Origin of the sequence: Sphingobium phenoxybenzoativorans, assembly GCF_018286635.1 — a bacterium.
Classification (GTDB): Bacteria; Pseudomonadota; Alphaproteobacteria; order Sphingomonadales; family Sphingomonadaceae; genus Sphingobium; species Sphingobium phenoxybenzoativorans.
This window is the reverse complement of the sequence record NZ_CP073910.1, coordinates 2,683,753-2,708,981: the sequence shown is the minus strand read 5'-3', so window position 1 is coordinate 2,708,981 and position 25,229 is coordinate 2,683,753. Positions and strand designations below refer to the sequence as shown.

The window sequence follows — 25,229 nt, the reverse complement described above, 5'->3', positions numbered from 1 at the left end:
ATCGCCGGGGCGCGACAGGCGTCAAATATCCTGCGCAATCCGGCCGTACAGTTCCGGCCGCCGGTCGCGGAAGAAGCCCATGCCCGCGCGGTGCTTGCGGGCGCGTTCCAAGTCCAGCGTCGCGATCAGCGCGCCATGATCCTTCGCATCCGCCTCGCTGACGAAATCGCCCCATTCGTCGGTGATGAAGCTGTGGCCGTAGAAGCGCTGCGGTCCCTGCGGCCCATCCTCCTCGCCGATGCGGTTGGCGGCGATCACCGGCATGCAGTTGCTGACGGCATGGCCGATCATCGCCCGCCGCCACATGCGGCTGGTGTCGAGGTCCGCATCATAAGGCTCTGACCCGATGGCGGTGGGATAGAACAGCATCTCCGCCCCCATCAGGGCCATGACGCGGGCGGTTTCCGGATACCATTGGTCCCAGCAGATGCCGACGCCGATCGTGCCGTAGCGCGTCTCCCACACCTTGAACCCCGTATTGCCGGGGCGGAAATAATATTTCTCCTCATATCCCGGCCCATCGGGAATGTGGCTCTTGCGGTAGACCCCCATAATCTCGCCCTGGTCGTCGATCATGGCGAGGGAGTTGTAATAATGCTGGCCGTCGCGCTCGAAAAAGCTGGTCGGGATATAGACGCCCAGATCCTTGGCCGCGGCCCGCATGGCGGTGACGGCCGGATGGCTCTCCAGCGGATGGGCGGTGGCGAACAAAGCCTCATCCTCCACCTTGCAGAAATAAGGCCCTTCGAACAGTTCGGGCGGCAGGATGATCTTTGCCCCCCGCGCCGCCGCCTTGCGGACATGGGAGTCGACAAGCGCGATATTATCGGCGGCGTCATCCGAGAAAGGAAGCTGGAGGGCGGCGACAGTTACCTTGGTCATGGCGTTCCTGCTGATGGCATTTGCTGGCTGGAGCAGTGGAAGCTGCCGCCGCCGGTCAATATGGCGTCGCTGCGCAGCCCGACAATATCCCGGCCGGGGAAGAAGGGGCGGAGCGCGTCAAGCGCGGCCTGATCGTTCGGGCGGCCATAGATGGGGACGATGACGGCGGCGTTGCCGACGTAGAAATTCATATAGCTGGCGGGGATAGCCTCTCCGTCCACCTCGACCCGGCCGGGGGAGGGGATGGAGGCGACCTCCACGCCATGCGCCTTCGCCCGGTCGCGCGCGTCGGCATAGATGGCGGCATTGGGGTCATCGGCGGCGGTTGCCTCCGGAATGCCAAGCACGCCGGGCGCCACGAAGCGGGCGAGATTGTCGACATGACCATCGGTATGGTCGTTCATCAGGCCCTCGCCCAGCCAGAGCATGTCGGACAGGCCAAGGCTGCCCGCGAGCAGCGTCTCGATCTTGCACCGGTCCAGCGCGGGGTTCCGGTTCGGGTTGAGCAGGCATTGCTCGGTCGTCACGAACAGGCCGGTGCCGTCGGTGTCGACCGCGCCGCCTTCGAATATCCATTCTTGCCGCAGGACGGTAAGGTCCGACTGGGCCGCCAGGCGCGCGCCGATATCCTCATCGCCCGGCATCTGATATTTGCCGCCCCAGCCGTTGAAATCGAAATCGACAAGCGCCCGCGCCGCGCCATTGGCGACGCAGATCGGCCCGGTGTCGCGCAGCCAGATATCGCCATGCCTTTCGGTCTGAACGACGATGCTTGGGCCGACCAGCGACTTGGCGATATCGGCATTGGCTTCATTCGCCGCGACAAGGCGCACCTGCTCCCCCCGGCCGTCGGCATGGACGGCATCGGCGAAGGCGGCGATTTCCCGCTGCGCCCCGGCAAAGCCGTCCGGCCATTCGGCGGCGTTGCTGGGAAAGCCGATCCATACCCAGTCATGGAGTGCCCATTCGGCGGGCATGCGGAAAGTCATGAGCAACTCCGGTCGTTCGCGATGGTCCGGCCGTTCGCCATAGGCGGGGAACGCGGCCGCTCTCTACACGATCCGCGCTTGCGGGACAGCCGGAAAAGCGGGAAACTCCCTGATCGATATTTCAGGGGAGGGATGCGCATGCGCTTTGCCGGACGCATTGCTGGAGGGGCAATCCTGCCAGCCCTGCTGTTAATCTCCGGCGCTGGCGCGCAGGAAACGGCGAGCGCGCTTCCTGCCTGGATCGCCGGGGGATGGACCGGTGCGCAGGGCGACGAATGGGTCGAGGAATATTGGACGCCGCCGCGCGCGGGCCTGATGCTGGGCGGCGGACGGGCGGGGAAGGGCGAAACGCTTTCCTCCTGGGAGGCGATGCGCATCGCGCGAAGCGCGAACGGCATGCTGACCTTCTACGCCATGCCGGAGGGGAAGGCGGCGGTCGCCTTCCCCATGGTCGATCAGAGCGAGCGGTCGATCACCTTCCAGAACAGCCGCCACGATTATCCGCAGCGCATCCGTTACTGGCGGGAGGGCGACAGGCTGATGGCCGAAATCTCTCTCGCTGACGGCAGTCAGGTCAAGAGCTGGAGCTATACCCGCGCCGGGGAATGACCCCCCGGCCACGGGCATGGCGCATGTGCCGCTATTGCGCGGCCGCCCTGCTCTTGTCGCGAATGCCGCGGAATTCGTCGCCTTCCTTCCAGTTCGGCCAGTCCGCCGTATTCGCCAGGTCCCGCCCGACGGTATAATAGAGCTTCAGGTCGGCGGCGACGCCTGTCCAGTCCCAGGCCGGATCATATTCGTCCTTCGGCCCGTGATAGCGATGCTCCTCATAATCCTTCGCGGCGGCTTCCCCGGCTGCCTTGCCGCCCGTCACCAGATCGTCGCCGCCCTCAAAATAGAGCATCGGCACGCCCTGCTTGGCCAGGCTGAAATGGTCGGAGCGGTAATAGAAGCCTTTTTCCGGGGTCGGCTCCATCGTCGCCACGCGGCCCTGCGCGGTCAGCGCGCGGTCGAGATAGGCGTCTAGGTCTGACTTGCCCTTGCCCACGACGATCACATTATGCGCGGGGCCAGCCATGCTGAGCGCGTCCATATTGACGCCGCCGACCGTCTTGCCGAGCGGAAAGACGGGATGCTCACCATAATATTGCGAACCCAGCAGGCCGGATTCCTCACCCGTCACCGCGACGAATATCTGGCTGCGATCGGTCGGTCCCGCCTTCACATTGGCCTCCGCCAGCGCGACGAGGGCGGCGGTGCCGGTCGCATTGTCGACCGCCCCGTTGCAGATATCGTCGCCGTCCGGGGCCTTCTCGCAATGGCCCAGATGGTCCCAATGGCCGGTATAAAGCACATATTCGTCCGGCCGCGTCTTGCCCGGCAGCAGGGCGACGACATTCTTCGACATATGCTTGCGCAGGGCGTTTTCGAAGGAGAGCGACGCCTTCACGCCCTTCAGCGGCACGGCCTTGAATCCCGGCTGCTTGGCGGCGGCGGTCAGGGCGATGAGATCAAGCCCGCCGCTTTTCAGCAAGGCCGCCGCCTTGTCCTTCTGTATCCAGCCGACGGCCGACGCCTGGTCCATATTGCCGTTGGGATTGTCGGCCACCTGCTGCGATCCGGTCCAGCTCGACTGGACGACATTCCATCCATAGGCGGCGGGCACGGTGTCATGGACGATGATCGCGGCTGCTGCGCCCTGCCGCGCGGCTTCCTCAAACTTGTAGGTCCAGCGGCCATAATAGGTCATCGCCCGGCCGTTGAAGGGGCCGTCCAGCGTCGGATTCTCATAATCCGGGTCGTTCACCAGAATGATGACCGTCTTTCCCTTCACATCGAGACCGGCATAGTCGTTCCACCCCTTTTCGGGCGCATTGATTCCGTAACCGACAAAGACGACGGGGCTGTCCTTGATGTCGACCTTGGGCGTCACGCGATAGGTGCCGACGACCATCTCCGGGCCATAGGCGGCGCTGACCTTGCCCTTGCCGCCGGTGAAGGTCAGCGGAGAGACATTCTTGGCGGTGATCTCGACCAAGGGCACGTCCTGAAACCAGCTTCCCCTGTTGCCGGGCTTCAGGCCAAGCTTGCCGAACTCGTCGGAGAGCAAGGCAAGGGTCTTTTCCTCGCCCGGCGTGCCCGGCGCGCGGCCCTCAAAGGCGTCGGACGAGAGCGCCTGCACCAGACGCTTCATCGTGTCGATGGAGGGCGCGATGTCGGCCGGGGCTGGCGCGGGCGCTGCGGGGGCTGCCGATGCCGAAGCCGCCGGGCCGCTGCCCTGCGTCGTGGCGCAGGCGGAAAGGGCAAGGAGCGACGCGGCGGAAGCCAGCGCCAGAGAGGAAATACGCATGTCGGGGAGGATCCTCTTTTGATTTTTGGATGGCGCAGGAATGCCACCGGCGGCGAAGCAGGGCAAGGAGGGGCGGACCTGCGCCGGAACAGGATCGATATATCCAATAAGGGTTCGTTTGTCCTTGTAAGGATACAAGCCGCGATGCAGGCAATTTCGATATTGAGAGGGGGACACCATGCGACTTTGGTTGGCAGGCTGCGCGGCCTTGGGGGTACTGGGGCAGTCAGGGGTCTTGGCGCAGGAAAATACAGCGCCGCAGGGGGACGATGCCGCCCTGTTCGGCGCCCGTGAAAATATCGAACAGATCAGCCTTTCGCCCGACGGCGCGAAAGTCGCCTTCATTTCGCCCGCAGCAGGGCAGGGGGCCTCCCTGTTTGTCGCCAATGTCTTGGGAGGCGCGCAGCCCTTTCGCGTTACCGGCACGGACGGCAATCCCGAAAAACTGTCACGGTGCGACTGGGTGTCCAACAGCCGTTTGCTCTGCAATGTCAGGATGCTGGTCGATTCCGAGGCTGGAATCCTGGGCTATTCCCGCCTTTTCGCCATCGATGACAATGGCGGCAATATGAAGGTTGTGAGCAATCGCAGCAACATGCGAACGACGGGATATGCGCAATATGGCGGGCAAGTGATCGACCTGAGCGGACAGGATGGCGCCGTCTTTGTTTCGCGCGTCTATGTCCCGGAGGTGCAGATCGGCACAAAGCTCGCCAATTCCAAGGACGGTCTTGGCGTCGATCTGGTCAATACGCTGAACCTGACCGTACGGCATGCCGAGTCCCCCAAGAGGACAGCGGTTGAATATATCTCCGATGGCCGCGGCAAAATCCGGATCATGGGGATCATGCCCCCCGCCTCCGGATATGGATATGCGGGAAATATCATCAAATATTCCTACCGTACGAAGGGGTCAGAGGTCTGGCAGGATTTGTCCAGTCGGGACGTGTCGACAGAGCGTGGGTTTGATCCTGTTGCAGTCGATCCGGACTTGGACGTCGTATACGGCTTTGATGACGCGAATGGACGCCAGGGCGCGTACCGCATAGCGCTTGATGGATCGGCCAAGAAGGAGCTGGTATTCGCCCACCCCCAGGTTGATGTGGACGGCTTCATCCGCATTGGCCGGGAACGCCGGGTCGTTGGCGCGACATTTGCTACCGAAAAGCGGATGGCCATCTATTTTGATCCCGCGCTCAAGAGCCTTTCCGCGTCCCTGTCAAAAGCCCTGCCTCATACGCCGCTCGTCAATTTCGTGGATTCGAGTGTGGATGAGCGCAAGCTGCTGCTGTGGGCAGGCAGCGATGTCGACCCAGGCAGATATTATGTGTTCGATCGCGACAAGAAAACGCTGTCCGAGATATTGCTGGCGCGTCCGCAGCTTGAAAATAAACCGCTCGCGGTCATGAAGCCGGTCAGTTACCGGGCGGCTGACGGCACACAAATTCCTGGCTATCTCTCGATGCCGCCGGGATCGGAAGGCAAACGGATTCCCGCGATCGTTATGCCGCATGGCGGCCCTGGCGCCCGCGATGAATGGGGCTTCGACTGGCTGGTGCAATTTTTTGTCGCGCGCGGCTATGCGGTTCTTCAGCCCAATTTTCGCGGTTCAGCCGGCTATGGCGAGGCATGGTTCGAGAAGAATGGGTTTCAATCCTGGCGGACCGCGATCAGCGACGTCAATGACGGGGGCCGCTGGCTGGTATCTCAGGGGATAGCCGATCCGGCAAAGCTGGCGATTATAGGCTGGTCTTATGGCGGCTATGCCGCGCTTCAATCGGCGGTGCTCGATCCTGATCTGTTCAAGGCGATCGTCGCCATTGCGCCAGTCACCGACCTTCCCGGATTGAGAGACCAGTCGAGATATTTCTCGAATTTTCTGCAGGTAGATCAATTCATCGGCAATGGCCCGCATGTCCGCGAAGGGTCCCCCGCGCTGAACGCCAGCAAGATCAAGGCGCCCGTCCTGATGTTTCATGGGGATCAGGACATCAACGTCAATATCGCCCAGTCGCGCCTGATGGCGGATCGTTTGCGCGATGCGGGGAAAACGGGCCGCCTGGTCGTCTATTCCAAACGCGACCATCAGCTTTTCGACTCTGCCGCCAGAACCGATATGCTCAGGCAGAGCGACGAATTTCTGAGGGCGTCGCTGGGTCTGGGCAAATAAATGTCCAAAGAAAAGGACGACTGCCGGAAGGAGCGGACCCGCGCCGGATCGGGGTCGATATATCCAATAAGGGTTCATCTCCACTTGCCTGCCGGCCGGGGCTGACCCATCCAAAATCGGGGTTATTTGGGGGACGAACGGCGTGGGCGTCAGACGATATGAGCGGCGCGCGATCGCGCGGATGATGCTGGCCGCGATTTTCATGCTGGCTTCGGCAATCATGGCCCTGCCGGCGAAAGCGGAGCTTGGTCCGGCTGCGCGGTTTGGCGCGCGGCAGGCGGTGCTGGATGCCAGCATCTCGCCCGATGGAGGCTGGCTTGCCATCGTCGGTCCGCTTGGCCCGCGCGGGTCTGCCGTTTTCGTGGCCGACCTCAATACCGGCAAGCAACTTGATCTCAAGCGCATTTTGGCCTCCGAAGGCAAGCCGGAGAGGATCGTGAGCTGCGCCTGGTCCAGCAATCAGCGGCTGCTCTGCAAAGTTTACGCCGTAATGATGCTCGACGTGGGGGAACTGGCGACTGCATCGCGCTATATCGCCATCGACCGGGACGGCGCGAACATGAAGATGATCGAGACGCCGCGCGGATTTGGCGATGCGCTCAACTATTCGCTCTTTGGCGGCGACGTTATTGATATGTCGCCGGGACAGGACGGCCATGTGCTGATGATGCGACGTTACGTGCCTGAGTCATCGCTGGGCACGCGGGGCGCGCAGACCCGCGACGGCCTGGGCGTCGACAATCTTGATACGGCGACGGGCAATGGGCGCATCGTCGAGACTCCCCGGACCACCGGCAGAATTTACCTGTCTGACGGCGCCGGCTCCGTTCGGATCATGGCGGTGGCCAAAGAACAGCAAACGGACGATGGATCGTTGCGCTATCTCTTTAGGCGAAAGGGCAGCCGCAACTGGGAACCGCTGGGCGAGGTTGACGCCGACCAGAACGGATTTACGCCGCATTTCGTCGATCCGAAGGCCGACCTCGCCTATGGCTTGCGGCGGAAGGACGGGCGGTTCGCCGCCTGGACGAAAACGCTGGACGGCGCGGGTGCGGAACAACTGATCTTCGCGCATCCCGGTGTGGATGTGGACGGTTTCGTGACGGTAGGGCGGGAACGGCGCGTTGTGGGCGTCCGCTTCGTCACGGACCGGAGCGAAGCCTATTATTTTGATCCCGCTCTGGAAAAACTGGCGAAAGGTCTCGCCAAGGCGTTGCCGAACCAGCCGCTCATCCGTTTTCTCGACGCCAGTCAGGATGAAAAGCGCCTGCTCATATGGGCAGGCAGCGATATCGATCCGGGGCAATATTATCTGTTCGACAAGGCGACGGGCACGCTCGACCTGCTCATGCCAGAGCGGGGAGACCTGTCAGGCATTCCCTTGGCCCCGGTCCGGGCGATCACATATAAAGCTGCGGACGGGACCATGGTGCCGGCATATCTGACCCTGCCCGCCGCTGGCGCGAAGAAGGGGTTGCCCGCCATAGTGCTGCCCCATGGCGGCCCCAGCGCCCGCGACGAATGGGGGTTTGACTGGCTGACCCAATATCTTGTGAGCCAGGGCTACGCCGTCCTGCAACCCAATTTCCGCGGGTCGGCCGGCTATGGCGACGCCTGGTTCCAGCAGAATGGCATCCGGGGGTGGAGAACGGCCATCGGTGATGTGAGCGATGCGGGCCGGTGGCTGATTTCCGAGGGGATAGCCGATCCGGCGAAACTATCTGTGCTTGGCTGGTCCTATGGTGGCTATGCCGCTCTGCAATCGGCGGTGACCTACCCGGACTTGTTCAAGGCAGTGATCGCAATCGCTCCGGTGACGGATTTCAACAGGCTGAAGGAAGAATGGCGGAACTGGACCAATTTCCGCAGCGTCAGCCGCTTCATCGGCGATGGCCCCCATATCGACGAGGGATCGCCGGCGCGCCATGCCGAGCGGATCAAGGCTCCTGTCCTGATCTTTCACGGGACGATGGATCGCAACGTCGGCATCGGCCAGTCGCGACTTATGGAGGAGAGGTTGAAAAAGGCGGGTAAGCCGGTGACGCTCATCACCTATGATGGCCTTGACCACGCCCTGGGCGACAGCATCGCGCGGGCGGACATGCTTGGCAAGATAAGCGCTTTCCTCGCGGCCGCCACGCCGGGGAAATGAAAAAGGGCGGCCCGGTGGACCGCCCTTTCGAATGTTTGGCCCTCGGTTTGGACCGATCAGCGCGAATAGAATTCGACGACCAGGTTCGGTTCCATCTTCACCGGATAGGGCACCTCGTCCAGCGTCGGAACGCGGGTATAGGTGATCTTGGCGTTGCCGTCCGGCGCCACATAGTCGGGGATGTCGCGCTCGGCGAGGCCCTGGGCTTCCATGACCAGCGCCATTTCCTGCGCCTTCTTGCCCAGCGTGATTTCGTCGCCCGGCTTCACCAGGCGGCTGGCGATGTTGCACTTCACGCCGTTCACATAGATGTGGCCGTGCGACACGATCTGGCGGGCGGAGAAGATGGTCGGCGCGAACTTGGCGCGATAGACGACCGCATCCAGGCGGCGCTCCAGCAGGCCGATCATGTTCTGGCCGGTGTCGCCCTTCATGCGCGATGCCTCGACATAGGACTTCTTGAACTGCTTCTCGGTTATGTCGCCGTAATAGCCCTTCAGCTTCTGCTTAGCGCGGAGCTGGATGCCATAGTCGGACATCTTGCCCTTGCGGCGCTGACCGTGCTGGCCGGGGCCATATTCGCGCTTGTTGACGGGCGATTTGGGGCGGCCCCAGATATTCTCGCCCATGCGGCGGTCGAGTTTATACTTGGCGCTCTGGCGCTTCGACATGTCTATAGTCCTTACAATTGCTACAACGTCATCCGCCCCATGAAAGAGGCGGTATCGATCCCGGTATTTCGCTCTTGTCCGGGCCATGCCGGAAAGGGCCACCGCTTCACCGGGGTGCGGGGCCAATTGCGAAGGCGGGCCTATGGCGGGGACGGGCGGGCATGTCAAGTCCGGGGTCGAGTCTGGCCGGGCCCTCTCGACAGCGGGCGGGCAAGGCCATAGGAGCGGGCGCATGAGCGATATTCCCGGTTCTGAAGTCCCCGGCCCTGACGCCTGCCAGACGATGCGCGATGTCCGCGCCGGCGTGGACAGCGTAGATATGCGGCTGGTCGCGCTGTTTGCCGAGCGCTTCGCCTATATGCGCGCCGCCGCCCGCATCAAACCCGAACGCGGCCATGTGCGCGACGAACCGCGCAAGGCGCAGGTGATCGCCAATGCCGGGGCGGAGGCGGAGCGGCTGGCGCTGCCCGCGGACGCGATCCGCGACATATGGGACCGGCTGGTCGAGGCGTCGATCGCCTATGAGATGGCGGAGTTCGACCGGCTGAAGGGGTGATGTCGGCGGGAAGCCTTCCATCCTCCGTTCGGTTCTCGACAAGCTCGAAGCGAACGGGCGGGGAGTGATCCAGGCGGGATGGACGCCTGCGCTCCCTACCGCTCCCGCGGGTTCGCCAGGGTGGACCAAACGCCGCGCAGGGTCCGCACCTCCAGGCTGTTCCAGCCCGGCTTGGTCAATACGCCGCGCAAGGTACGCTTCGTGGCGGGCGTGCGGTCCGGCGGATAGAAATAGCCGGCCTTGTCCAGCATCGCCTCAAGCTGGGCGATCATGCCGTCCAGTTCCTCCTGCGGCGCGGGAACGCCAAGGTCGCTGATCGTGGGCGAGGCAAGGGTTTGCCCCTTCGACCATTCATAGGCGCACAGGATCACTGCCTGGGCCAGATTGAGCGATCCGAATTCCGGGTTGATCGGCACCGTCAGTATCTTGCGGGCAAGGGCCACATCGTCGGTCTCCAGCCCCGACCGCTCCGGGCCAAAGACGATGGCGCTGCGGCCCTGCGCGCTGTGGATCTCGCGCGCGGCTTCCTCCGGCGTCACGACCGGCTTGGTCACGCCCCGCTTGCGCACGGTGGTCGCGTAGACATGCGGGCAATCGGCGACCGCCTCCGCCAGTGAGGCAAAGACCTGCGCCTTTTCCAGCACGACGTCCGCGCCCGATGCGGCGGGGCCTGCGTCGGGATTGGGCCAGCCGTCGCGGGGTGACACAAGGCGCATTTCGGTAAGGCCGAAGTTCAGCATCGCCCGCGCAGCCTTGCCGATATTTTCGCCGAGTTGGGGGCGGACGAGGACGATGATGGGGGAGGGGGACGTTTCATCAACTGCGCCCTCACATTGTTCCGTCTCCTCCGTTCGCCCTGAGCGAAGTCGAAGGGCTTCGCCGAGCGCAGGCGAGGCTTGCGATACCGATGCCTTTCTCAATCGGTCCCAGTTTTCTGCGATCAACGCTTCCTTCTTCTTGCGTGACCAGCCTTTGATCTGGATTTCTGAAGCCATTGCTTCAGCGCGCGACGTGAATTCGGCTGACCAGACAAGTTCAAGCGGCCGGCGATCATGGGTGTATCCCTTTAAAGCGCCGGATTGATGCTGCCCGATCCGTGTTTCGAGATCGTCCGTATGACCGGTATAGTAAGAGCCGTCGGCGCATCTGAGGATGTAGGTATAGAAAGACATGGGGGGTCAGGGGTCTCGCTTCGCTCGACCAAGCCCTTCGACTTCGCTCAGGGCGAACGGGGGATTGCAGCGCGAGAGGGGCGTGCCCGTATCACTCACCCCCAACCTCCTTCACCGTGCTGGCGAAGTCCTCAAAATCCTTCGCTTCTCCGAAATCTTTGTAAACACTGGCAAATCTTATATAGGCAACGCTGTCCAGGCCCTTCAGCCCCTCCATCACCATTTCGCCGATGCGCTGGGCGGGGACTTCGTTGTCGCCGCTGGTTTCTAGGCGGCGCTGGATGCCGGAGATCAGCTTTTCCATGCGCTGTGGGTCGATCGGCCGCTTGCGGCAGGCAATGCCGATCGAGCGGGCGAGTTTGTCGCGTTCGAAGGGTTCCCGGCGGCCCTCGCTCTTCACCACCCACATTTCGCGGAGCTGGATGCGTTCGAAGGTGGTGAAGCGCGCGCCGCACGCCTCGCACTGGCGGCGGCGGCGGATGGCCGCGCCATCGTCGGTGGGACGGCTGTCCTTCACCTGGCTGTCTTCATGGGCGCAGAAGGGGCAACGCATAGAACTGAGTTTACTCCGTTCGCCCTGAGCGAAGTCGAAGGGCTCCGCCGAGCGTTAGCGAGGTGATTGCCTTCGCTAACGCTCAGGCGAGGGCTTCGACAAGCTCAGCCTGAGCGGAATCTATACTACCCCTCGTAAATCGGGAAGCGGGCGCAAAGGGCGGCTACGCGCTCGCGCACATTGGCCTCGACCGCTGCATCGCCCGCCTCGCCCTTGTCGCGCAGGGCGGCGAGGACGTCGGCGATCATGTCGCCGATCGCCTGGAACTCCGCGATGCCGAAGCCGCGCGTGGTGCCCGCCGGAGAGCCGACGCGGATGCCGCTGGTCTTAGTCGGGGGCAGGGGGTCGCCCGGCACGCCATTCTTGTTGCAGGTGATGAAGCTGCGCTCCAGCGCCTCGTCCGCATCCTTGCCGCTGATGCCATAGGGGCGCAGGTCGATGAGGGCGAGGTGCGTGTCCGTCCCGCCGGAAACCACGGCAAGCCCGCGCTCCTCCAGCTTGCTGGCCAGCGCCTTGGCATTGGCGACGATGGCATGGGCGTATGTCTTGAACTCAGGGCGCAGCGCCTCGCCGAAGGCCACGGCCTTTGCGGCGATGACATGCATCAGCGGGCCGCCCTGAAGGCCGGGGAAGATGGCCGAGTTGATCTTCTTCGCGATCGCCTCGTCATCGGTCATGATCATGCCGCCGCGCGGGCCGCGCAGGGTCTTGTGCGTGGTGGTGGTGACGACATGGGCATGGCCGAACGGCGTCGGGTGCGCGCCGCCCGCGACCAGACCCGCGAAATGCGCCATGTCGACCATCAGCAGCGCGCCGACCTTGTCCGCGATGGCGCGGAAGCGGGCGAAGTCGATGTGGCGCGGATAGGCGGAACCGCCCGCGATGATCAGCTTGGGCTGGCTGTCGACGGCGATCTTCTCGACCTCGTCATAATCGATGACATGCGTGTCCTCGCGCACGCCATATTGCACGGCGTTGAACCATTTGCCCGACATGCTGGGCTTCGACCCGTGGGTCAGGTGTCCGCCTGCGTCCAGGCTGAGGCCCATGATCGTCTCGCCGGGCTTCACCAGCGCCAGCATGACGCCGCCGTTCGCCTGCGCGCCCGAATGCGGCTGGACATTGACGAAGCCGCAGTTGAACAACTGCTTGGCGCGGTCGATGGCGAGCTGCTCCACCTCGTCGGAGGGCGCGCAGCCCTGATAATAGCGCTTGCCCGGATAGCCTTCCGCATATTTGTTGGTAAAGACGCTGCCCTGCGCCTCCAGCACCGCCTTCGACACGATATTCTCCGACGCGATCAGCTCGATCTGCGTCTTTTCGCGCTTCAGCTCATGGGCGACGCCGGCGGCGACGGCGGGATCGACCTCCGCAAGCGAGCGGGTGAAGAAGCCGTCGGGACGGATGTCATTGGCGGCGGAAAGGGCTGGGCTGCTGCTCATGGAGTGGATCCTTTCAAAGCGCTGGCTGGGAGAGTTTGTCGACGCGGCCTTCATGGCGCCCGCCGGCGAAATCGGTGGTGAGGAATGCAGTGACGCAGGCTTTCGCCATGTCCGGCCCGGTCAGGCGGGCGCCCATGGCGATGACGTTGGCATTGTTATGCTCGCGCGCAAGGGCGGCGGAGAGCGGCTCGGAGACCAGCGCCGCGCGGCAGGCCGGATTGCGGTTGACCGCGATGGAGATGCCGATGCCGGACCCGCACAGCGCAATGCCGCGCTCGGCCGCGCCGCTCGCAACCGCCTGGGCCAGCTTGTAGCCGAAATCGGGATAGTCCACCCGCGCGTCGGTGGCGGGACCAAGGTCGTCGACCTCATGCCCTTCCTCCCGCAACCAGCCGGTCAGCAGGGCTTTCAGCTCGATGGCTGCATGATCGGAGGCGATGGCGATTTTCACCCTGTTGCGGACCCTTCAACGATGCGGTGATTCGAATGGCGCCTATCTAGGCGCGCTGTCACACAATTGCCACCGGACAAAGCCCGCCCTATGGCGAGGCCATGTCTGGAACCATCCTGTCCCTTCTGATGCTGGCCGGCGTGGCCCTGACCGGCGGCGGCGTCTATCTTCTGGTGAAGAAGATAGACCGCAAGCGCGGTATATTGATGGTGATTGCGGGCCTGGTGATGTTCGGCAATGTCGCCATCTGGGCCGTGCCGGTCTAGGCTGTCCCACTTTCCCGTTCGGGCTGAGCGAAGTCGAAGCATTCTGCTGAACGCAGTGAAGCGCCTCGCCTTGCTCGGCCGGACCCTTCGACTTCGCTCAGGGTGAACGGATGTTGTGACTAGCTCAGCGAATGGGCGAATCCGGCGACAGGCGCATGTCGAGATAATTGTCGACCGACTTCATGAGCTGGTCCAGCTCATGCTCGAAAAAGTGATTCGCGCCGCGAATCTCGTCATGATGGATGGTGATGCCCTTCTGCGTGCGCAGCTTGTCGACCAGCTTCTGCACCGCGCCAGCCGTCACCACCTCGTCCGACGTCCCCTGCACGATGATGCCAGACGCCGGGCAGGGCGCGAGGAAGGAGAAATCATACATGTTGGCGGGCGGCGCGACGGAGATGAAGCCGCGCACTTCCGGGCGGCGCATCAATAGCTGCATGCCGATCCACGCGCCGAAGGAGAAGCCGGCGATCCATGTCGTCTGCGCCTCCGGGTGGAAGCTCTGCACCCAGTCGAGCGCGGACGCCGCATCGCTGAGTTCGCCAATGCCATTGTCGAACGTGCCCTGGCTGCGGCCGACGCCGCGGAAGTTGAAGCGCAGGACGCCGAAGCCGCGCTTCACGAACGTCTTGTAGAGCGCCTGGGTGATGCGGTCGTTCATCGTGCCGCCGCCCTGCGGATGCGGGTGCAGGATCATGGCGATGGGTGCGCGGGGGCGCGGCGGAGGGCTGAAGCGCCCCTCCAGTCGACCTTCGGGACCGGGGAAAATTACGTCTGGCATGGCACCTGGCTGGCAACGGTGGATGCGACCCCCATAGTTTCGATGGTGGCGCTGGATTGGTGGCCTATATAGAAGTGAGCATCCAATTAGCAATAAAATGAGTAGCACGCCCCTTGGACGACCGGCTTTACCTTGATCACGCCGCGACAACGCCTGTTTCCAAAGCCGCGATAACCGCCATGTCGGACGCCTTCGGGCGCTGGGCCAATCCCTCCTCTCCCCATGCCGACGGGCGGGCGGCGCGGGCCGCGCTGGAGGATGCGCGCAAGAGGATTTGCGCTGCGCTGGATTGGGACGGCGGCATGATCTTCACTTCCGGGGCCAGCGAGGCGATTGCGATCGCGCTGGGCAGGAGCAAGGCGGAGCGCATCCTGACCTCCCCCATAGAGCATGACGCGGTGTTGCGGGTGACGCCGGGGCGCGAAAGGCTGGCGCTGGACGGGCGGGGCAAGCCGCTATTGCCAGAGCAGGATATGGCCGGTGCGCTGGTCGCGATCCAGCATGTCAACAATGAGACTGGCGTTATCCTGCCGCTGGAGCGGATCGCCGCGGCTGTCCGCACGGCGGGCGGATATCTGTTCGCCGACTGCGCGCAGAGCGCGGGCAAGCTGCCCCTGCCGGATGCGGACATGATCGCCATCAGCGCGCATAAGTTCGGCGGGCCGCCGGGCATCGGCGCATTGCTGATCCGCAATCTGGCGCGGATACATCCGTCCGGCGGACAGGAGCAGGGCTATCGGGCGGGCACCGAGAATCTTCCCGCCGCGCTGGCCATGGCCGCCGCTCTGGAGGAGCCGTTCGAGTGGATGGAGGATGCGGCAGACCTGCGGCAAACTCTCGATGCCGCCATCGTCGAGGCGGGCGGAGAGGTGGTCGCGGCGGCCAGCCCGCGCATCGCCACCATTGCGAGTTACCGCATGCCGGGCGTGTCGGCGCGGGCGCAGCTTATCCAGTTCGACATGGCCGGGATCTCCGTATCGGCGGGCAGCGCCTGTTCGTCCGGGACGCTGAAGGCCAGCCATGTGCTGACGGCCATGGGCTGGGATGAAGCGGCGGCGGGCGAAGTGATCCGGGTCAGCTTCGGCCCATCGACCGGCGCGGCGGATATCGCCCGGTTCATGGACGCATGGCGGAAGATCGCCGGAAGCGCGCCACGGTGACGCCCGTCTATCTCGACTATCAGGCGACAACGCCGCTCGCGCCGGAGGCGTTCGAGGCGATGGTCCCGCTGCTGCGCGATCAGTTCGGCAATCCGCACAGCGCGCACCGGATGGGGCGTCAGGCGGCTGCGGTTGTGGAGGTGGCGCGGGACGCGGTTTCGGCGGCGCTTGGGTTGCCTGGCGGCCGGCTGGTCTTCACCTCCGGCGCGACCGAGGCGCTGAATATCGCCATTTCCGGAGCCGCGCGCCTTGCCGGGCCGGACCGGCGGAAGATCGTCACGATCGCGACCGAGCATGCGGCGGTGCGCGATACGGTGGAGGCGATGGCGCATCATGGCTATGAGGCTGTGCTGCTGCCCGTCGGCCCGGACGGCCTTGTCGATCTGGAGCGGGCGCGGCGGGAAATCGACACGGGCACGGCTCTGGTCGCGGCGATGCTGGTGAATAATGAGATCGGCGTGATCCAGCCGGTCGAGGCGCTCGCGTCCCTGGCGCGGGATGCCGGGGCGCTGTTCCTGTGCGACGCGGTGCAGGGTTTCGGCAGGGTTCCCATGCCCGCCAATGCCGACATGATCGCGATAAGCGCCCACAAGGTGCATGGGCCGAAGGGCATTGGCGGCCTGTGGCTGCGGGACGGCCTCACCCTGCCGCCGCTGATCCATGGCGGCGGGCAGGAGGGCGGATTGCGTTCCGGCACATTGTCGCCTGCCCTTTGTGCGGGTTTCGGCGCGGCCGCGCGGCTGCTTGATAGCCACATGCAGAGTGACGCCGCGCATGTTGAGATGCTCTGGAACGCGGCCCTGGCCCTGTTTCCCGGATGGACCGTTAATGGCAGTATGACCCGGCGATATCATGGCAATCTCAACATCCGCCGGGCGGGTCTGGATGGGGCAAGATTGCTCTCCGATTGCCGGGATGTCTCATTTTCGCTCGGTTCTGCCTGTGCAAGCGGGTCAGGCAGGCCAAGCCATGTCTTGCAAGCCCTTGGATTGTCGCAGAAAGAGGCCGGGGGATCAGTGCGGATCGGATTCGGCCGATACACGACGCTGGAAGAATTGGAGAGGGCCGGAGAGGCGATCAATCGAGCGGCGGGCCAACAGGACCTGCCGCCGCAGGGGGCGCTGTAATCTATGGTCTGGGTCACGTTCATCAGTGCCGACGGCAAGAAACGCGATGAGGTTTTCGCGCAGCCGGGGCAGATCCTTCTCGACGTGGCGCAGGCCAACGGCCAGCCGCTGGAGGGTACATGCGAGGGGCAGATGGCCTGCTCCACATGCCATGTCATCATCGATCCCGCCGATTTCGCCAAGCTGCCGCGCGCCAGTGAAGCGGAGGAGGATATGCTGGACCTCGCCGCGTCCGCCACGCGCAACAGCCGGCTTTCGTGCCAGATCGTGATCGACGAGAGTTATGACACGCTGACCGTGCGCATGCCTGCGGAAAGCCGGAACATGCAGGGCATGTGACGCCGTTGGACGTCGTTTCTCCCGCACAAGCTGCCTGAAAACCGGCCGGAAACGGGCGGCATGCGCTGCGGTTTATAGTCCAACAAAGGCGAAGGTTCCTACAAAAGCCTATTTTTAAATCACTGATATATAAGGACGACTTTGCGCAAAAAGTGCTGACACCCTCGCATTCCGTTTCGCATTCGTGCGCTTAATGCGGCCGGGCAAAGCCGCCCCGGCGCCTGTGTCGGCCTGATCTTGCCAATCCATAAGCTTTCCCCCATATGCCGCGCCGGGAGTCGGGCGGGCGCGGTCGTCGCCAACCTGGTCAGGTCCTGACGGAAGCAGCCACAACGATTTTGCCGCGGGTCGTTCCGGCTCCCACCTCATGTCCCGCAAGCCATCGTTTCCACGCGATACGGGCCTTTTCGACAGGCCCGGCGCTTAGGGTTAATAAGGGCCTCATGACCGATTCCCCTCAGCCCTATCGCGTGCTTGCCCGCAAATACCGCCCGCGGAATTTCGACGAGCTGATCGGCCAGGATGCGATGGTGCAGACGCTGGCCAACGCCATCAAGCGCGGCCGGCTGGCCCATGCCTTCCTGATGACCGGCGTGCGCGGGGTCGGCAAGACGTCCACGGCGCGGCTGATCGCCAAGGCTTTGAATTGCATCGGCCCGGACGGGCAGGGCGGTCCGACCATCGACCCGTGCGGCGTGTGCGAGCCGTGCAAGGCGATCGCCGAGGGCCGCCATATCGACGTGATCGAGATGGACGCCGCCAGCCATACCGGCGTCGACGATGTGCGCGAGATCATCGAGTCCGTGCGCTATGCGGCGGTGTCCGCCCGCTACAAGATCTACATCATCGACGAAGTGCACATGCTGTCGAAGAATGCCTTCAACGCGCTCCTCAAGACGCTGGAGGAGCCGCCGGCGCATGTGAAATTCCTGTTCGCCACGACAGAGGTGAACAAGGTGCCGGTGACGGTGCTTTCCCGCTGCCAGCGTTTCGACCTGCGGCGCATCCCGGCGGAAAAGCTGGCCGCGCACTTCGCCCATGTGACCCAGGCGGAGGATGTGCAGGCGGAGCCGGACGCGCTGGCGCTGATCGCGCAGGCGGCGGAGGGGTCGGCGCGCGACGGCCTTTCGATCCTCGACCAGGCGATCGCTCATGCCGACACCAGCGGCGACGCGCCGACCGTGACCGCCGCGCAGGTGCGCGAGATGCTGGGCCTGTCCGATCGCGGCGCGACCCGCAGGCTGCTGGGGCTGTTGCTGGAGGGCAGGGCGCAGGACATGCTGGCGGCGCTGGATGAGCAGCATCAGCTTGGCGTCGAGCCGCTGGCGCTGATGCGCGGCCTGCTGGAGCTGGTTCATGCCGTGACCATCGCGAAGGCAGGGCGCGGCGCCGACGATCCGGCGCAATCGGCCGAGGAGCGGGAGATGCTGGCGGACTGGGCCAGCCAGATCGGCTTCGCGCCGCTGCACCGGATATGGCAGCTCTTGCTCAAGGGGCATGATGAGGTCGCCAATGCCGGGCTGCCGCGCGAGGCGTGCGAAATGGCGCTGCTGCGTATCGTTCACGCCGCCAGCCTGCCCGATCCCAGCGATCTGGCGCGGATGATCCAGCAGGGCGGGGTGTCCGGTGGCGCGGGACAGGCTGCGCCAGCGAAGGATGCCCCCGGCGCTGGCTCCGAAAGCGCGGCGCAATGGCCGCCGACCTTCGCCGCGCTGGTCGATGCCTTGTGGAAAAATTCCGGTTTCCTCGCCGATCAGATCGAGCATGAGGCGCGGCTGGTGCGCTATGCGCCGCCGGAGCTGGCGCTGAACATGGCCCGGCCGGTCGCGGACGATTTCCTGCGGAAACTGACCGAGGCGCTCAAGACCGCCACCGGTCAGCGCTGGGTCGTGACGCTGGCGGAGGGCGAGGGCGAACCAACCCTTGGCGAGCAGAAGGCCGAGAGCGAGATGCAGGCCCGGCAGGCGATATTGGATACGCCTGTGGTGCGGGCGGCGATGACGGCGTTCCCGGACGCCGATCTGGTCGAAGACAATGAGCAATGGAGTGCGAGCGGATGAAGGATCTCAACGAGATACTCGGCATGGCGAGCCGGGTTCAGGAGGAGCTGACCAAGGCGCAGGAAAATCTCGACAAGATCGAGGTTGAGGGCGTTTCGGGCGGCGGCATCGTGCGGGTCACGGCGACCGCCAAGGGCCGCATCGTCGGCGTGTCCATCGACGAAGGGCTGCTTGCGCCTTCGGAAAAGCAGATATTGGAAGACCTGATCGCCGCCGCGTTCAACGATGCGCGCAAGAAGGCGGATGAGGCCAGCCAGTCGGAAATGAGCAAGATGACGAGCGGCCTTTCCCTGCCGCCGGGCTTCAAGCTGCCTTTCTGACCGGCGGGATTACTCCGGCATGATCTGTATGTTCGCCTTCCGTTAAGGCGGGCGGTCCTATGGTGCATGATTGATTGCCGGGGGCCGTGCGCCCATATAGCTGCATCAAAGGCTGGCGGTTCATCGGAACGGACCGGCCAACGGAGACTGCATGACCACTACCTATCCTCTGCTTCCGCTGCGCGACATCGTGGTTTTCCCGCAGATGATCGTCCCCCTGTTCGTCGGCCGCGACAAGAGCGTCGTTGCGCTGGAAAAGGCGATGGAAGCTAACAAGGACATCTTCCTGGTGTCCCAGTTGGACCCGGCCGAGGATGATCCCGACCGCGACTCGCTCTATGACACCGGCGTTGTCGCAACGGTCCTGCAACTGCTGAAGCTGCCCGACGGCACCGTGCGGGTGCTGGTCGAGGGCAAGCAGCGCGCTCTACTCAAGGAGCTGATCCCGGACGAGGGCTATCTGCGCGCCGAGGTCGAGGTGCTGGAGGATGTTGTCGCCGAGGGACCGGAAGCCTCCGCCCTGATGCGGTCGGTCGCCGAGCAGTTCGAAAATTACGCGAAGCTCAACAAGAAGCTGCCGGCCGAGACGCCGGTGCAGCTCCGCGAGATCGAGGATGCGGGCAAGCTGTCCGATGCGGTGGCTGCCAACATCAACCTGAAGGTGTCCGACAAGCAGGCACTGCTGGTCGAGGCTGACCCCATGAAGCGGCTGGAGATGGCCTTCGCCTTCATGGAGGGCGAACTGGGCGTGCTGCAGGTCGAGAAGAAGATCCGCGGCCGCGTGAAGCGCCAGATGGAAAAGACGCAGCGCGAATATTATCTCAACGAGCAGTTGAAGGCGATTCAGCGCGAATTGGGCAATGGCGAGGCCGAGGAGGCCGACGAACTTGCCGAGCTGCAGTCGAAGATCAACAAGCTGAAGCTCAGCAAGGAAGCCAAGACCAAGGCGAATGCCGAGCTGAAGAAGCTCAAGACCATGCAGCCCATGTCCGCTGAGGCGACCGTGGTGCGTAACTATCTGGACGTGTTGCTCGGCCTGCCCTGGGGCAAGAAAAGCAAGGTCAAGACTGACCTCAAGAAGGCGCAGGAAATCCTGGACGCGGATCATTTCGCGCTGGAGAAGGTCAAGGACCGCATCGTCGAATATCTCGCCGTTCAGGCGCGCACCAACAAGCTGAAGGGTCCGATCCTGTGCCTCGTCGGCCCTCCGGGCGTCGGCAAGACCTCGCTTGGCCGTTCCATCGCCAAGGCGACGGGCCGCGAGTTCGTGCGCCAGTCGCTGGGCGGCGTGCGCGACGAGGCGGAGATCCGTGGCCATCGGCGGACCTATATCGGCTCGCTGCCGGGCAAGATCGTCACCAACCTGAAAAAGGCTGGCGCGATGAACCCGCTGTTCCTGCTCGACGAGATCGACAAGCTGGGCCAGGATTTCCGGGGCGATCCGGCCTCCGCCCTGCTCGAAGTTCTCGATCCCGAACAGAATGCGAAGTTCCAGGACCATTATCTTGAGATTGACGTCGACCTGTCCGACGTGATGTTCGTCACGACCGCCAACAGCCTGAACCTGCCTCAGCCTCTGCTGGACCGCATGGAGATCATCCGGCTGGAGGGCTATACCGAGGATGAGAAGGTCGAGATCGCGCAGCGGCACCTGATCGCCAAGCAGGTCGAGGCGCATGGTCTGAAGGAGGACGAGTTCATCGTCACCGAGGAGGCTGTTCGCGACCTGATCCGCTATTATACCCGCGAAGCCGGCGTCCGTACGCTGGAGCGCGAGGTTGCCCGGCTGGCCCGCAAGGCTCTGCGCAAGATCGTCGAGGGCGAATTCACCCAGATCACGATCACGCCGGAAAATCTGGCCGATTATGCCGGCGTGCGGAAATTCCGCCATGGCGTCGGCGAGGAGGAAAATCAGATCGGGGCAGTGACCGGCCTTGCCTGGACCGAGGTTGGCGGCGAACTGCTGACCATCGAGGCGGTGACCGTTCCCGGCAAGGGCATGATCAGGTCGACCGGCAAGCTGGGCGATGTGATGAGCGAGTCGATTCAGGCCGCCTTCTCCTATGTGAAGGCGCGCTCGCCGGGCTATGGCATCAAGCCCAGCATCTTCAACCGCAAGGACATCCACATCCACCTGCCCGAAGGCGCGGTGCCCAAGGATGGTCCGTCTGCGGGCATCGGCATGGTGACGTCCATCGTCAGCACGCTGACCGGCGTCCCCGTGCGCAAGGATGTGGCGATGACCGGCGAAGTCACGCTGCGCGGCCGGGTGCTGCCGATCGGGGGCCTGAAGGAGAAGCTGCTTGCGGCGCTGCGCGGCGGCATCAAAACGGTGCTGATCCCTGCCGACAATGAAAAGGACCTGGTCGAGATCCCGGCGAATATTCGCGACGGGCTGGAGATCATTCCCGTTTCCCATGTCGATCAGGTGCTGGCGAAGGCCCTGGCTTCGCCCCTCGAAGCGATAAGCTGGACCGAGGAGGATGACCTCGCTGCGCAGCCGCCAATGGCGCATGGCGGCGAGTCGGAAGCGGCGATTCGGCACTGACCGGCCCGTCAAAGACCAGAAAAACAGGGCATTTTGGGTCGGTGAACGGTTTTCGTCGCTTTCCCTTTGACTCTGGAATTTTCCTGAGCCTTATTGTCGCGCCTTAAGCCGATTCCTAATTCACCACACCCATTAACCAGAGAAACTAAGGGGGTTCCCAAGGCATGAACAAGCAGGATCTCATCAGCGCGGTCGCCGATGGTAGCGGGCTCAGCAAGAGCGATGCGAGCAAGGCGGTCGAAGGCGTTTTTGATTCGATCACCGCTGCCCTGAAGAAGGGTGACGAAGTCCGCCTGGTCGGTTTCGGCACCTTTTCCGTTTCGAAGCGCAAGGCTTCGACCGGCCGTAACCCCCGCACCGGCGAGACGATGACCATCAAGGCGTCGACCCAGCCGAAGTTCAAGGCGGGCAAGGGTCTGAAGGACGCCGTCAACTAATATCCATATTCTGGTCCGGAGAGGGGCCTGAAAGGGATTTGCGCGCTGCGCATCAAGGATTCGGAAAGGCCGGGCGAAAGCCCGGTCTTTTTGATTCAAGGCTGCGGCAAAGGCCAAATCGATGCTTGACGCTGGGGCGGCGCGCGCCCTATGAGCCGCCTTCTCCTGGACCCTGCGGGTCCCGTGGCGATCGTAGCTCAGTTGGTTAGAGCGCCGGTTTGTGGTACCGGAGGTCGCGGGTTCGGATCCCGTCGATCGCCCCATCTTCCCCGATTTAACGCTATTCAGCGTCTGGCTTTTTGCCGGTTGGCATATTATTGCGATCTCCTGTAATTAAGTTACGAGGATTGAATGACCGCTCCCTGGGACTTGCCGGATTTTGACGATCATGAGGGCGTTCACCTTTTCCGGGATCGCGTGAGCGGGCTGACCGCGATCATCGCCGTGCATTCGACCGCGCTTGGGCCGGGCGCGGGCGGGGTGCGTTTCTGGCACTATGCCGACCGGGCGGACGCGATCACTGATGCGCTGCGGCTCTCGCGCGGCATGAGCTACAAAAATGCAATGGCGGGCCTGCCGATGGGCGGGGCGAAGGGCGTCATCCTGGCGGATGCGGACCGGTCCAAGACTCCGGCCATGTTGGAGGCGTTCGGCAAGGCGATCGACTCCCTTGGCGGACGCTATGTGACGGCCGAGGATGTCGGCATTTCCGAAGCGGACATGATCGCGATCGCGCGCAGCACCCGCCATGTCTCCGGCTTGCCGGTGGGCGAAGGCGCGGCTGGCGGCGATCCGGGGCCTTTGACCGCCTATGGCGTCTATCTGGGCGTCAAGGCAGCGATCGCCGAAGCCACCGGTAAGGATGGCGTTGCGGGCGTGCATGTCGCCATTCAGGGCGTGGGCAGCGTAGGCGGCGGACTGGCGCGTTATCTGGCGAAGGACGGGGCGCGGCTGACGCTGGCCGATGTGAATGCGGAACGGGCGCAGGCGCTGGCGGATGAGCTTGGCGCGGTCGCTGTGTCCGCCGATGCGATCATCGGGGTGGAGGCCGACCTGTTCAGTCCCAACGCCCTTGGCGCGATCCTCAACGAATATAGCATCCCCCTGCTCAAAGCCTCTATCGTAGCGGGCGGCGCCAATAATCAGCTTGCGACCAGGGCGGACGCGGCGCGCTTGCATGGGCGCGGGATTCTCTACGCTCCGGATTATGTGATCAATGCGGGCGGCATCATCAATGTGGCGCTCGAATATTTGGGGCAGGGCGACCGGGATGAGGTCAACGGACGGATCGAACAGATTCCCGGCCGGCTGCGGACGATATGGGCGGAAAGCCGCGCCAGCGACCGGCCTGCCGCCGATGTGGCGGACAGCATGGCGCAGAAGCTGATCGGCCGCGGTTGAGGCTATTTTCCGATCGGGACGCCGAATATCGCGCTGCGCGGCTGTCCCTCTTCGGTATAGACCGCTTCCTTGCCGTTGGCGCTGTAAAGCGAGACGTCGAAACCGGTCAGGGCGAAGCTTTCGAGATGCGCGCGCATGGACAGGTAGGATGGGTCCCGGAAATGCGCGCCGAGGGCGGTCTCACTTTCCCATTCCTCAAATACATGGATCGTTGAGGGGATCAGCGGGTCGACCGACCAGTTATAGGCGATGCATCCCTTTTCCGCCCGGCTGGCTTCGATAAAATTCCGGCTTTCCCGGATGATCGCAGCGCAATCCTGCCCGTCAAATGTCAAATGGCCGGCAATCAATATCCGCATGACGCACTCCCAGGATGATGCGGTCTGATCGGCTGTAAATAACGGCGCGTCACCTGCCGCTTGCGCCAGTCCAGAAGAGGAGATTGCCGGTTTTTGGGCTTTGGCATCGGCCGGGCGGCGTTCTATACCGGCGCAATGAATGACATGCGCGATACCGGTCTTACCCTGAACCCCAAATATGACCGCGACGGATTGATAACCGCCGTGGTGACTGACGCGGCCAATGGCCAGGTCCTGATGCTTGCGCATATGAACGCGCAGGCGCTGGCGCTGACCGTGGAGAGCGGTTTCGCGCATTTCTGGTCGCGCAGCCGGCAGGCGCTCTGGAAGAAGGGGGAGACCTCCGGCAACATGCTGCAGGTCGTGGACGTGCGCATCGATTGCGACCAGGACGCGGTGTGGGTGATTGCGAACGCGCCCGGTCCAGCCTGCCATACCGGACAGCGGAGCTGCTTCTTCCGGCGGGTGACGCCCAACGGCCTGGAAGGGGTCGATGCTGCGATCTAGTTTCGCGCTCCTTCTTCTGCTTGCCGCCTGTCATGATCCTTCGCCTTTGCCGGAGGGACGGAGTTCCGCGGCCTCGACAGGTCGGCAATCTGGCGAACGATCGGCTCTGGAGCAAGCCGCGCTGGAGGCTGGCGTTATCGCCGATGCCGGAAAAACGGCGGTGCCGGGCCTCTATCAGCGGCGGCATGAAGCCGGGCGGGATTCGCTGTGCATCACGCATGGAGACGGGAAGCGATACCATTTTGGGCTGGAGGCGATCTTCGGCACTGAGCAGTATTGCCGTGGCGAGGGCGCGGCGCGGCAGGTGGGCGACAAGCTGATCCTGCGTTTCACTGGCGGTTCGCAATGCCTGATCGTCGCCCAATATGATGGTGACCGGATCGCGATGCCCGGTGTTGTCGACATGAAATGCGCGGAATTTTGCAGCGGTCGCGGATCGCTGGAAGGCGTGGCCTTTCCGCGCCTGCTGTCCGACGCCAGCGCGGCGCGATCGTTGCCGGATAGCAATGGCGAACCGCTGTGCGAGGGTGGATGAA

25 protein-coding genes, 1 tRNA gene and 1 other RNA gene are annotated in these 25,229 nt (G+C 63.7%); 17 read left to right on the top strand and 10 right to left on the bottom strand.

Annotation, left to right across the window (positions count from 1 at the left end; all coding sequences use genetic code 11):
• Positions 1–21: 21 nt before the first annotated feature.
• A complete protein-coding gene (aguB, locus tag KFK14_RS13360) occupies positions 22–882 on the bottom strand; it encodes an N-carbamoylputrescine amidase (protein ID WP_070157630.1) in 861 nt (286 codons plus the stop codon).
• Positions 879–1,871, bottom strand: a complete 993-nt coding sequence (locus KFK14_RS13355) for an agmatine deiminase family protein (protein ID WP_212608016.1) — start codon at positions 1,869–1,871, stop codon at positions 879–881. The genes aguB and KFK14_RS13355 overlap by 4 nt, the downstream gene beginning before the upstream one ends.
• A gap of 138 nt (positions 1,872–2,009) precedes the next feature.
• On the opposite strand from KFK14_RS13355, the gene KFK14_RS13350 reads away from it, so the two are divergent.
• Positions 2,010–2,480 carry a DUF6265 family protein gene (locus KFK14_RS13350; protein ID WP_212608015.1) on the top strand — a complete coding sequence of 157 codons (471 nt, stop codon included), beginning with the start codon at positions 2,010–2,012 and terminating at the stop codon, positions 2,478–2,480.
• Between the two features lie 31 nt (positions 2,481–2,511).
• Here KFK14_RS13350 and KFK14_RS13345 read toward each other — a convergent pair whose 3' ends face one another.
• Entirely contained in the window at positions 2,512–4,221 is a 1,710-nt protein-coding gene (locus tag KFK14_RS13345) for a M28 family peptidase (RefSeq protein ID WP_212608014.1), read from the bottom strand.
• A 178-nt stretch (positions 4,222–4,399) separates the two neighbouring features.
• Between KFK14_RS13345 and KFK14_RS13340 the strand changes: the two genes are divergently transcribed.
• A complete protein-coding gene (locus KFK14_RS13340; protein ID WP_083277059.1) occupies positions 4,400–6,391 on the top strand; it encodes an alpha/beta hydrolase family protein in 1,992 nt (663 codons plus the stop codon).
• Between the two features lie 142 nt (positions 6,392–6,533).
• Complete coding sequence (locus KFK14_RS13335; protein WP_246524623.1) at positions 6,534–8,543, top strand: alpha/beta hydrolase family protein; 2,010 nt, start codon at positions 6,534–6,536, stop codon at positions 8,541–8,543.
• 56 nt (positions 8,544–8,599) lie between these two features.
• Here KFK14_RS13335 and rpsD read toward each other — a convergent pair whose 3' ends face one another.
• Positions 8,600–9,214: a 30S ribosomal protein S4 gene (rpsD, locus tag KFK14_RS13330; RefSeq protein ID WP_070157634.1), complete on the bottom strand. Its 615-nt coding sequence runs from the start codon at positions 9,212–9,214 to the stop codon at positions 8,600–8,602.
• 232 nt (positions 9,215–9,446) lie between these two features.
• Between rpsD and KFK14_RS13325 the strand changes: the two genes are divergently transcribed.
• Entirely contained in the window at positions 9,447–9,770 is a 324-nt protein-coding gene (locus tag KFK14_RS13325) for a chorismate mutase (RefSeq protein ID WP_070157635.1), read from the top strand.
• A gap of 95 nt (positions 9,771–9,865) precedes the next feature.
• Here KFK14_RS13325 and KFK14_RS13320 read toward each other — a convergent pair whose 3' ends face one another.
• The 4 genes from KFK14_RS13320 to rpiB all read right to left on the bottom strand — a co-directional run bounded on the left by KFK14_RS13320 (position 9,866) and on the right by rpiB (position 13,388).
• Positions 9,866–10,942 carry a TrmH family RNA methyltransferase gene (locus KFK14_RS13320; RefSeq protein ID WP_212608013.1) on the bottom strand — a complete coding sequence of 359 codons (1,077 nt, stop codon included), beginning with the start codon at positions 10,940–10,942 and terminating at the stop codon, positions 9,866–9,868.
• 91 nt (positions 10,943–11,033) lie between these two features.
• A complete protein-coding gene (gene nrdR / locus KFK14_RS13315) occupies positions 11,034–11,495 on the bottom strand; it encodes a transcriptional regulator NrdR (protein WP_212608012.1) in 462 nt (153 codons plus the stop codon).
• Positions 11,496–11,620: 125 nt separating this feature from the next.
• Positions 11,621–12,937, bottom strand: coding sequence for a serine hydroxymethyltransferase (glyA, locus tag KFK14_RS13310; RefSeq protein WP_212608011.1), 1,317 nt, complete (start codon positions 12,935–12,937; stop codon positions 11,621–11,623).
• A gap of 13 nt (positions 12,938–12,950) precedes the next feature.
• Complete coding sequence (rpiB, locus tag KFK14_RS13305) at positions 12,951–13,388, bottom strand: ribose 5-phosphate isomerase B (RefSeq protein ID WP_212608010.1); 438 nt, start codon at positions 13,386–13,388, stop codon at positions 12,951–12,953.
• A gap of 101 nt (positions 13,389–13,489) precedes the next feature.
• Here rpiB and KFK14_RS13300 point away from each other — a divergent pair, with 101 nt between their 5' ends.
• Entirely contained in the window at positions 13,490–13,654 is a 165-nt protein-coding gene (locus tag KFK14_RS13300; protein ID WP_212608009.1) for a hypothetical protein, read from the top strand.
• Between the two features lie 124 nt (positions 13,655–13,778).
• Here the strand turns inward: KFK14_RS13300 and KFK14_RS13295 are convergent, their stop codons facing one another.
• The gene (locus KFK14_RS13295) at positions 13,779–14,435 is read right to left on the bottom strand and encodes an alpha/beta hydrolase (RefSeq protein WP_070157639.1); all 657 of its coding nucleotides are present in this window, start codon (positions 14,433–14,435) and stop codon (positions 13,779–13,781) included.
• 113 nt (positions 14,436–14,548) lie between these two features.
• Between KFK14_RS13295 and KFK14_RS13290 the strand changes: the two genes are divergently transcribed.
• From KFK14_RS13290 to KFK14_RS13245, 10 genes are all read left to right on the top strand, one after another.
• On the top strand, positions 14,549–15,595 hold the full coding sequence (locus tag KFK14_RS13290) for a cysteine desulfurase family protein (RefSeq protein WP_212608008.1): 1,047 nt from the start codon (positions 14,549–14,551) through the stop codon (positions 15,593–15,595).
• On the top strand, positions 15,562–16,722 hold the full coding sequence (locus KFK14_RS13285; protein WP_212608007.1) for a cysteine desulfurase family protein: 1,161 nt from the start codon (positions 15,562–15,564) through the stop codon (positions 16,720–16,722). The genes KFK14_RS13290 and KFK14_RS13285 overlap by 34 nt, the downstream gene beginning before the upstream one ends.
• A gap of 3 nt (positions 16,723–16,725) precedes the next feature.
• Positions 16,726–17,061 (top strand): 2Fe-2S iron-sulfur cluster-binding protein, encoded by a 336-nt coding sequence (locus KFK14_RS13280; protein WP_212608006.1) that lies wholly within the window; start codon positions 16,726–16,728, stop codon positions 17,059–17,061.
• Between the two features lie 270 nt (positions 17,062–17,331).
• Positions 17,332–17,429: signal recognition particle sRNA small type (gene ffs, locus KFK14_RS13275), an RNA gene on the top strand.
• 75 nt (positions 17,430–17,504) lie between these two features.
• Complete coding sequence (locus KFK14_RS13270; RefSeq protein ID WP_212608005.1) at positions 17,505–19,121, top strand: DNA polymerase III subunit gamma/tau; 1,617 nt, start codon at positions 17,505–17,507, stop codon at positions 19,119–19,121.
• Complete coding sequence (locus tag KFK14_RS13265; protein WP_070156614.1) at positions 19,118–19,441, top strand: YbaB/EbfC family nucleoid-associated protein; 324 nt, start codon at positions 19,118–19,120, stop codon at positions 19,439–19,441. Before KFK14_RS13270 ends, KFK14_RS13265 begins: the two co-directional genes overlap by 4 nt.
• A gap of 151 nt (positions 19,442–19,592) precedes the next feature.
• Positions 19,593–21,989 carry an endopeptidase La gene (gene lon / locus KFK14_RS13260; RefSeq protein ID WP_212608004.1) on the top strand — a complete coding sequence of 799 codons (2,397 nt, stop codon included), beginning with the start codon at positions 19,593–19,595 and terminating at the stop codon, positions 21,987–21,989.
• Between the two features lie 164 nt (positions 21,990–22,153).
• The gene (locus KFK14_RS13255; protein ID WP_070156612.1) at positions 22,154–22,426 is read left to right on the top strand and encodes an HU family DNA-binding protein; all 273 of its coding nucleotides are present in this window, start codon (positions 22,154–22,156) and stop codon (positions 22,424–22,426) included.
• A gap of 186 nt (positions 22,427–22,612) precedes the next feature.
• Positions 22,613–22,689 (top strand) — tRNA-His (locus KFK14_RS13250).
• Between the two features lie 88 nt (positions 22,690–22,777).
• Complete coding sequence (locus KFK14_RS13245; protein ID WP_212608003.1) at positions 22,778–23,827, top strand: Glu/Leu/Phe/Val family dehydrogenase; 1,050 nt, start codon at positions 22,778–22,780, stop codon at positions 23,825–23,827.
• Between the two features lie 2 nt (positions 23,828–23,829).
• Here KFK14_RS13245 and KFK14_RS13240 read toward each other — a convergent pair whose 3' ends face one another.
• Entirely contained in the window at positions 23,830–24,186 is a 357-nt protein-coding gene (locus KFK14_RS13240; protein ID WP_212608002.1) for a putative quinol monooxygenase, read from the bottom strand.
• Between the two features lie 135 nt (positions 24,187–24,321).
• On the opposite strand from KFK14_RS13240, the gene hisI reads away from it, so the two are divergent.
• Both hisI and KFK14_RS13230 read left to right on the top strand, forming a co-directional pair.
• Positions 24,322–24,693, top strand: a complete 372-nt coding sequence (gene hisI / locus KFK14_RS13235; protein WP_212611144.1) for a phosphoribosyl-AMP cyclohydrolase — start codon at positions 24,322–24,324, stop codon at positions 24,691–24,693.
• Positions 24,680–25,228, top strand: coding sequence for a hypothetical protein (locus KFK14_RS13230; RefSeq protein WP_212608001.1), 549 nt, complete (start codon positions 24,680–24,682; stop codon positions 25,226–25,228). The genes hisI and KFK14_RS13230 overlap by 14 nt, the downstream gene beginning before the upstream one ends.
• Position 25,229 lies beyond the last annotated feature (1 nt).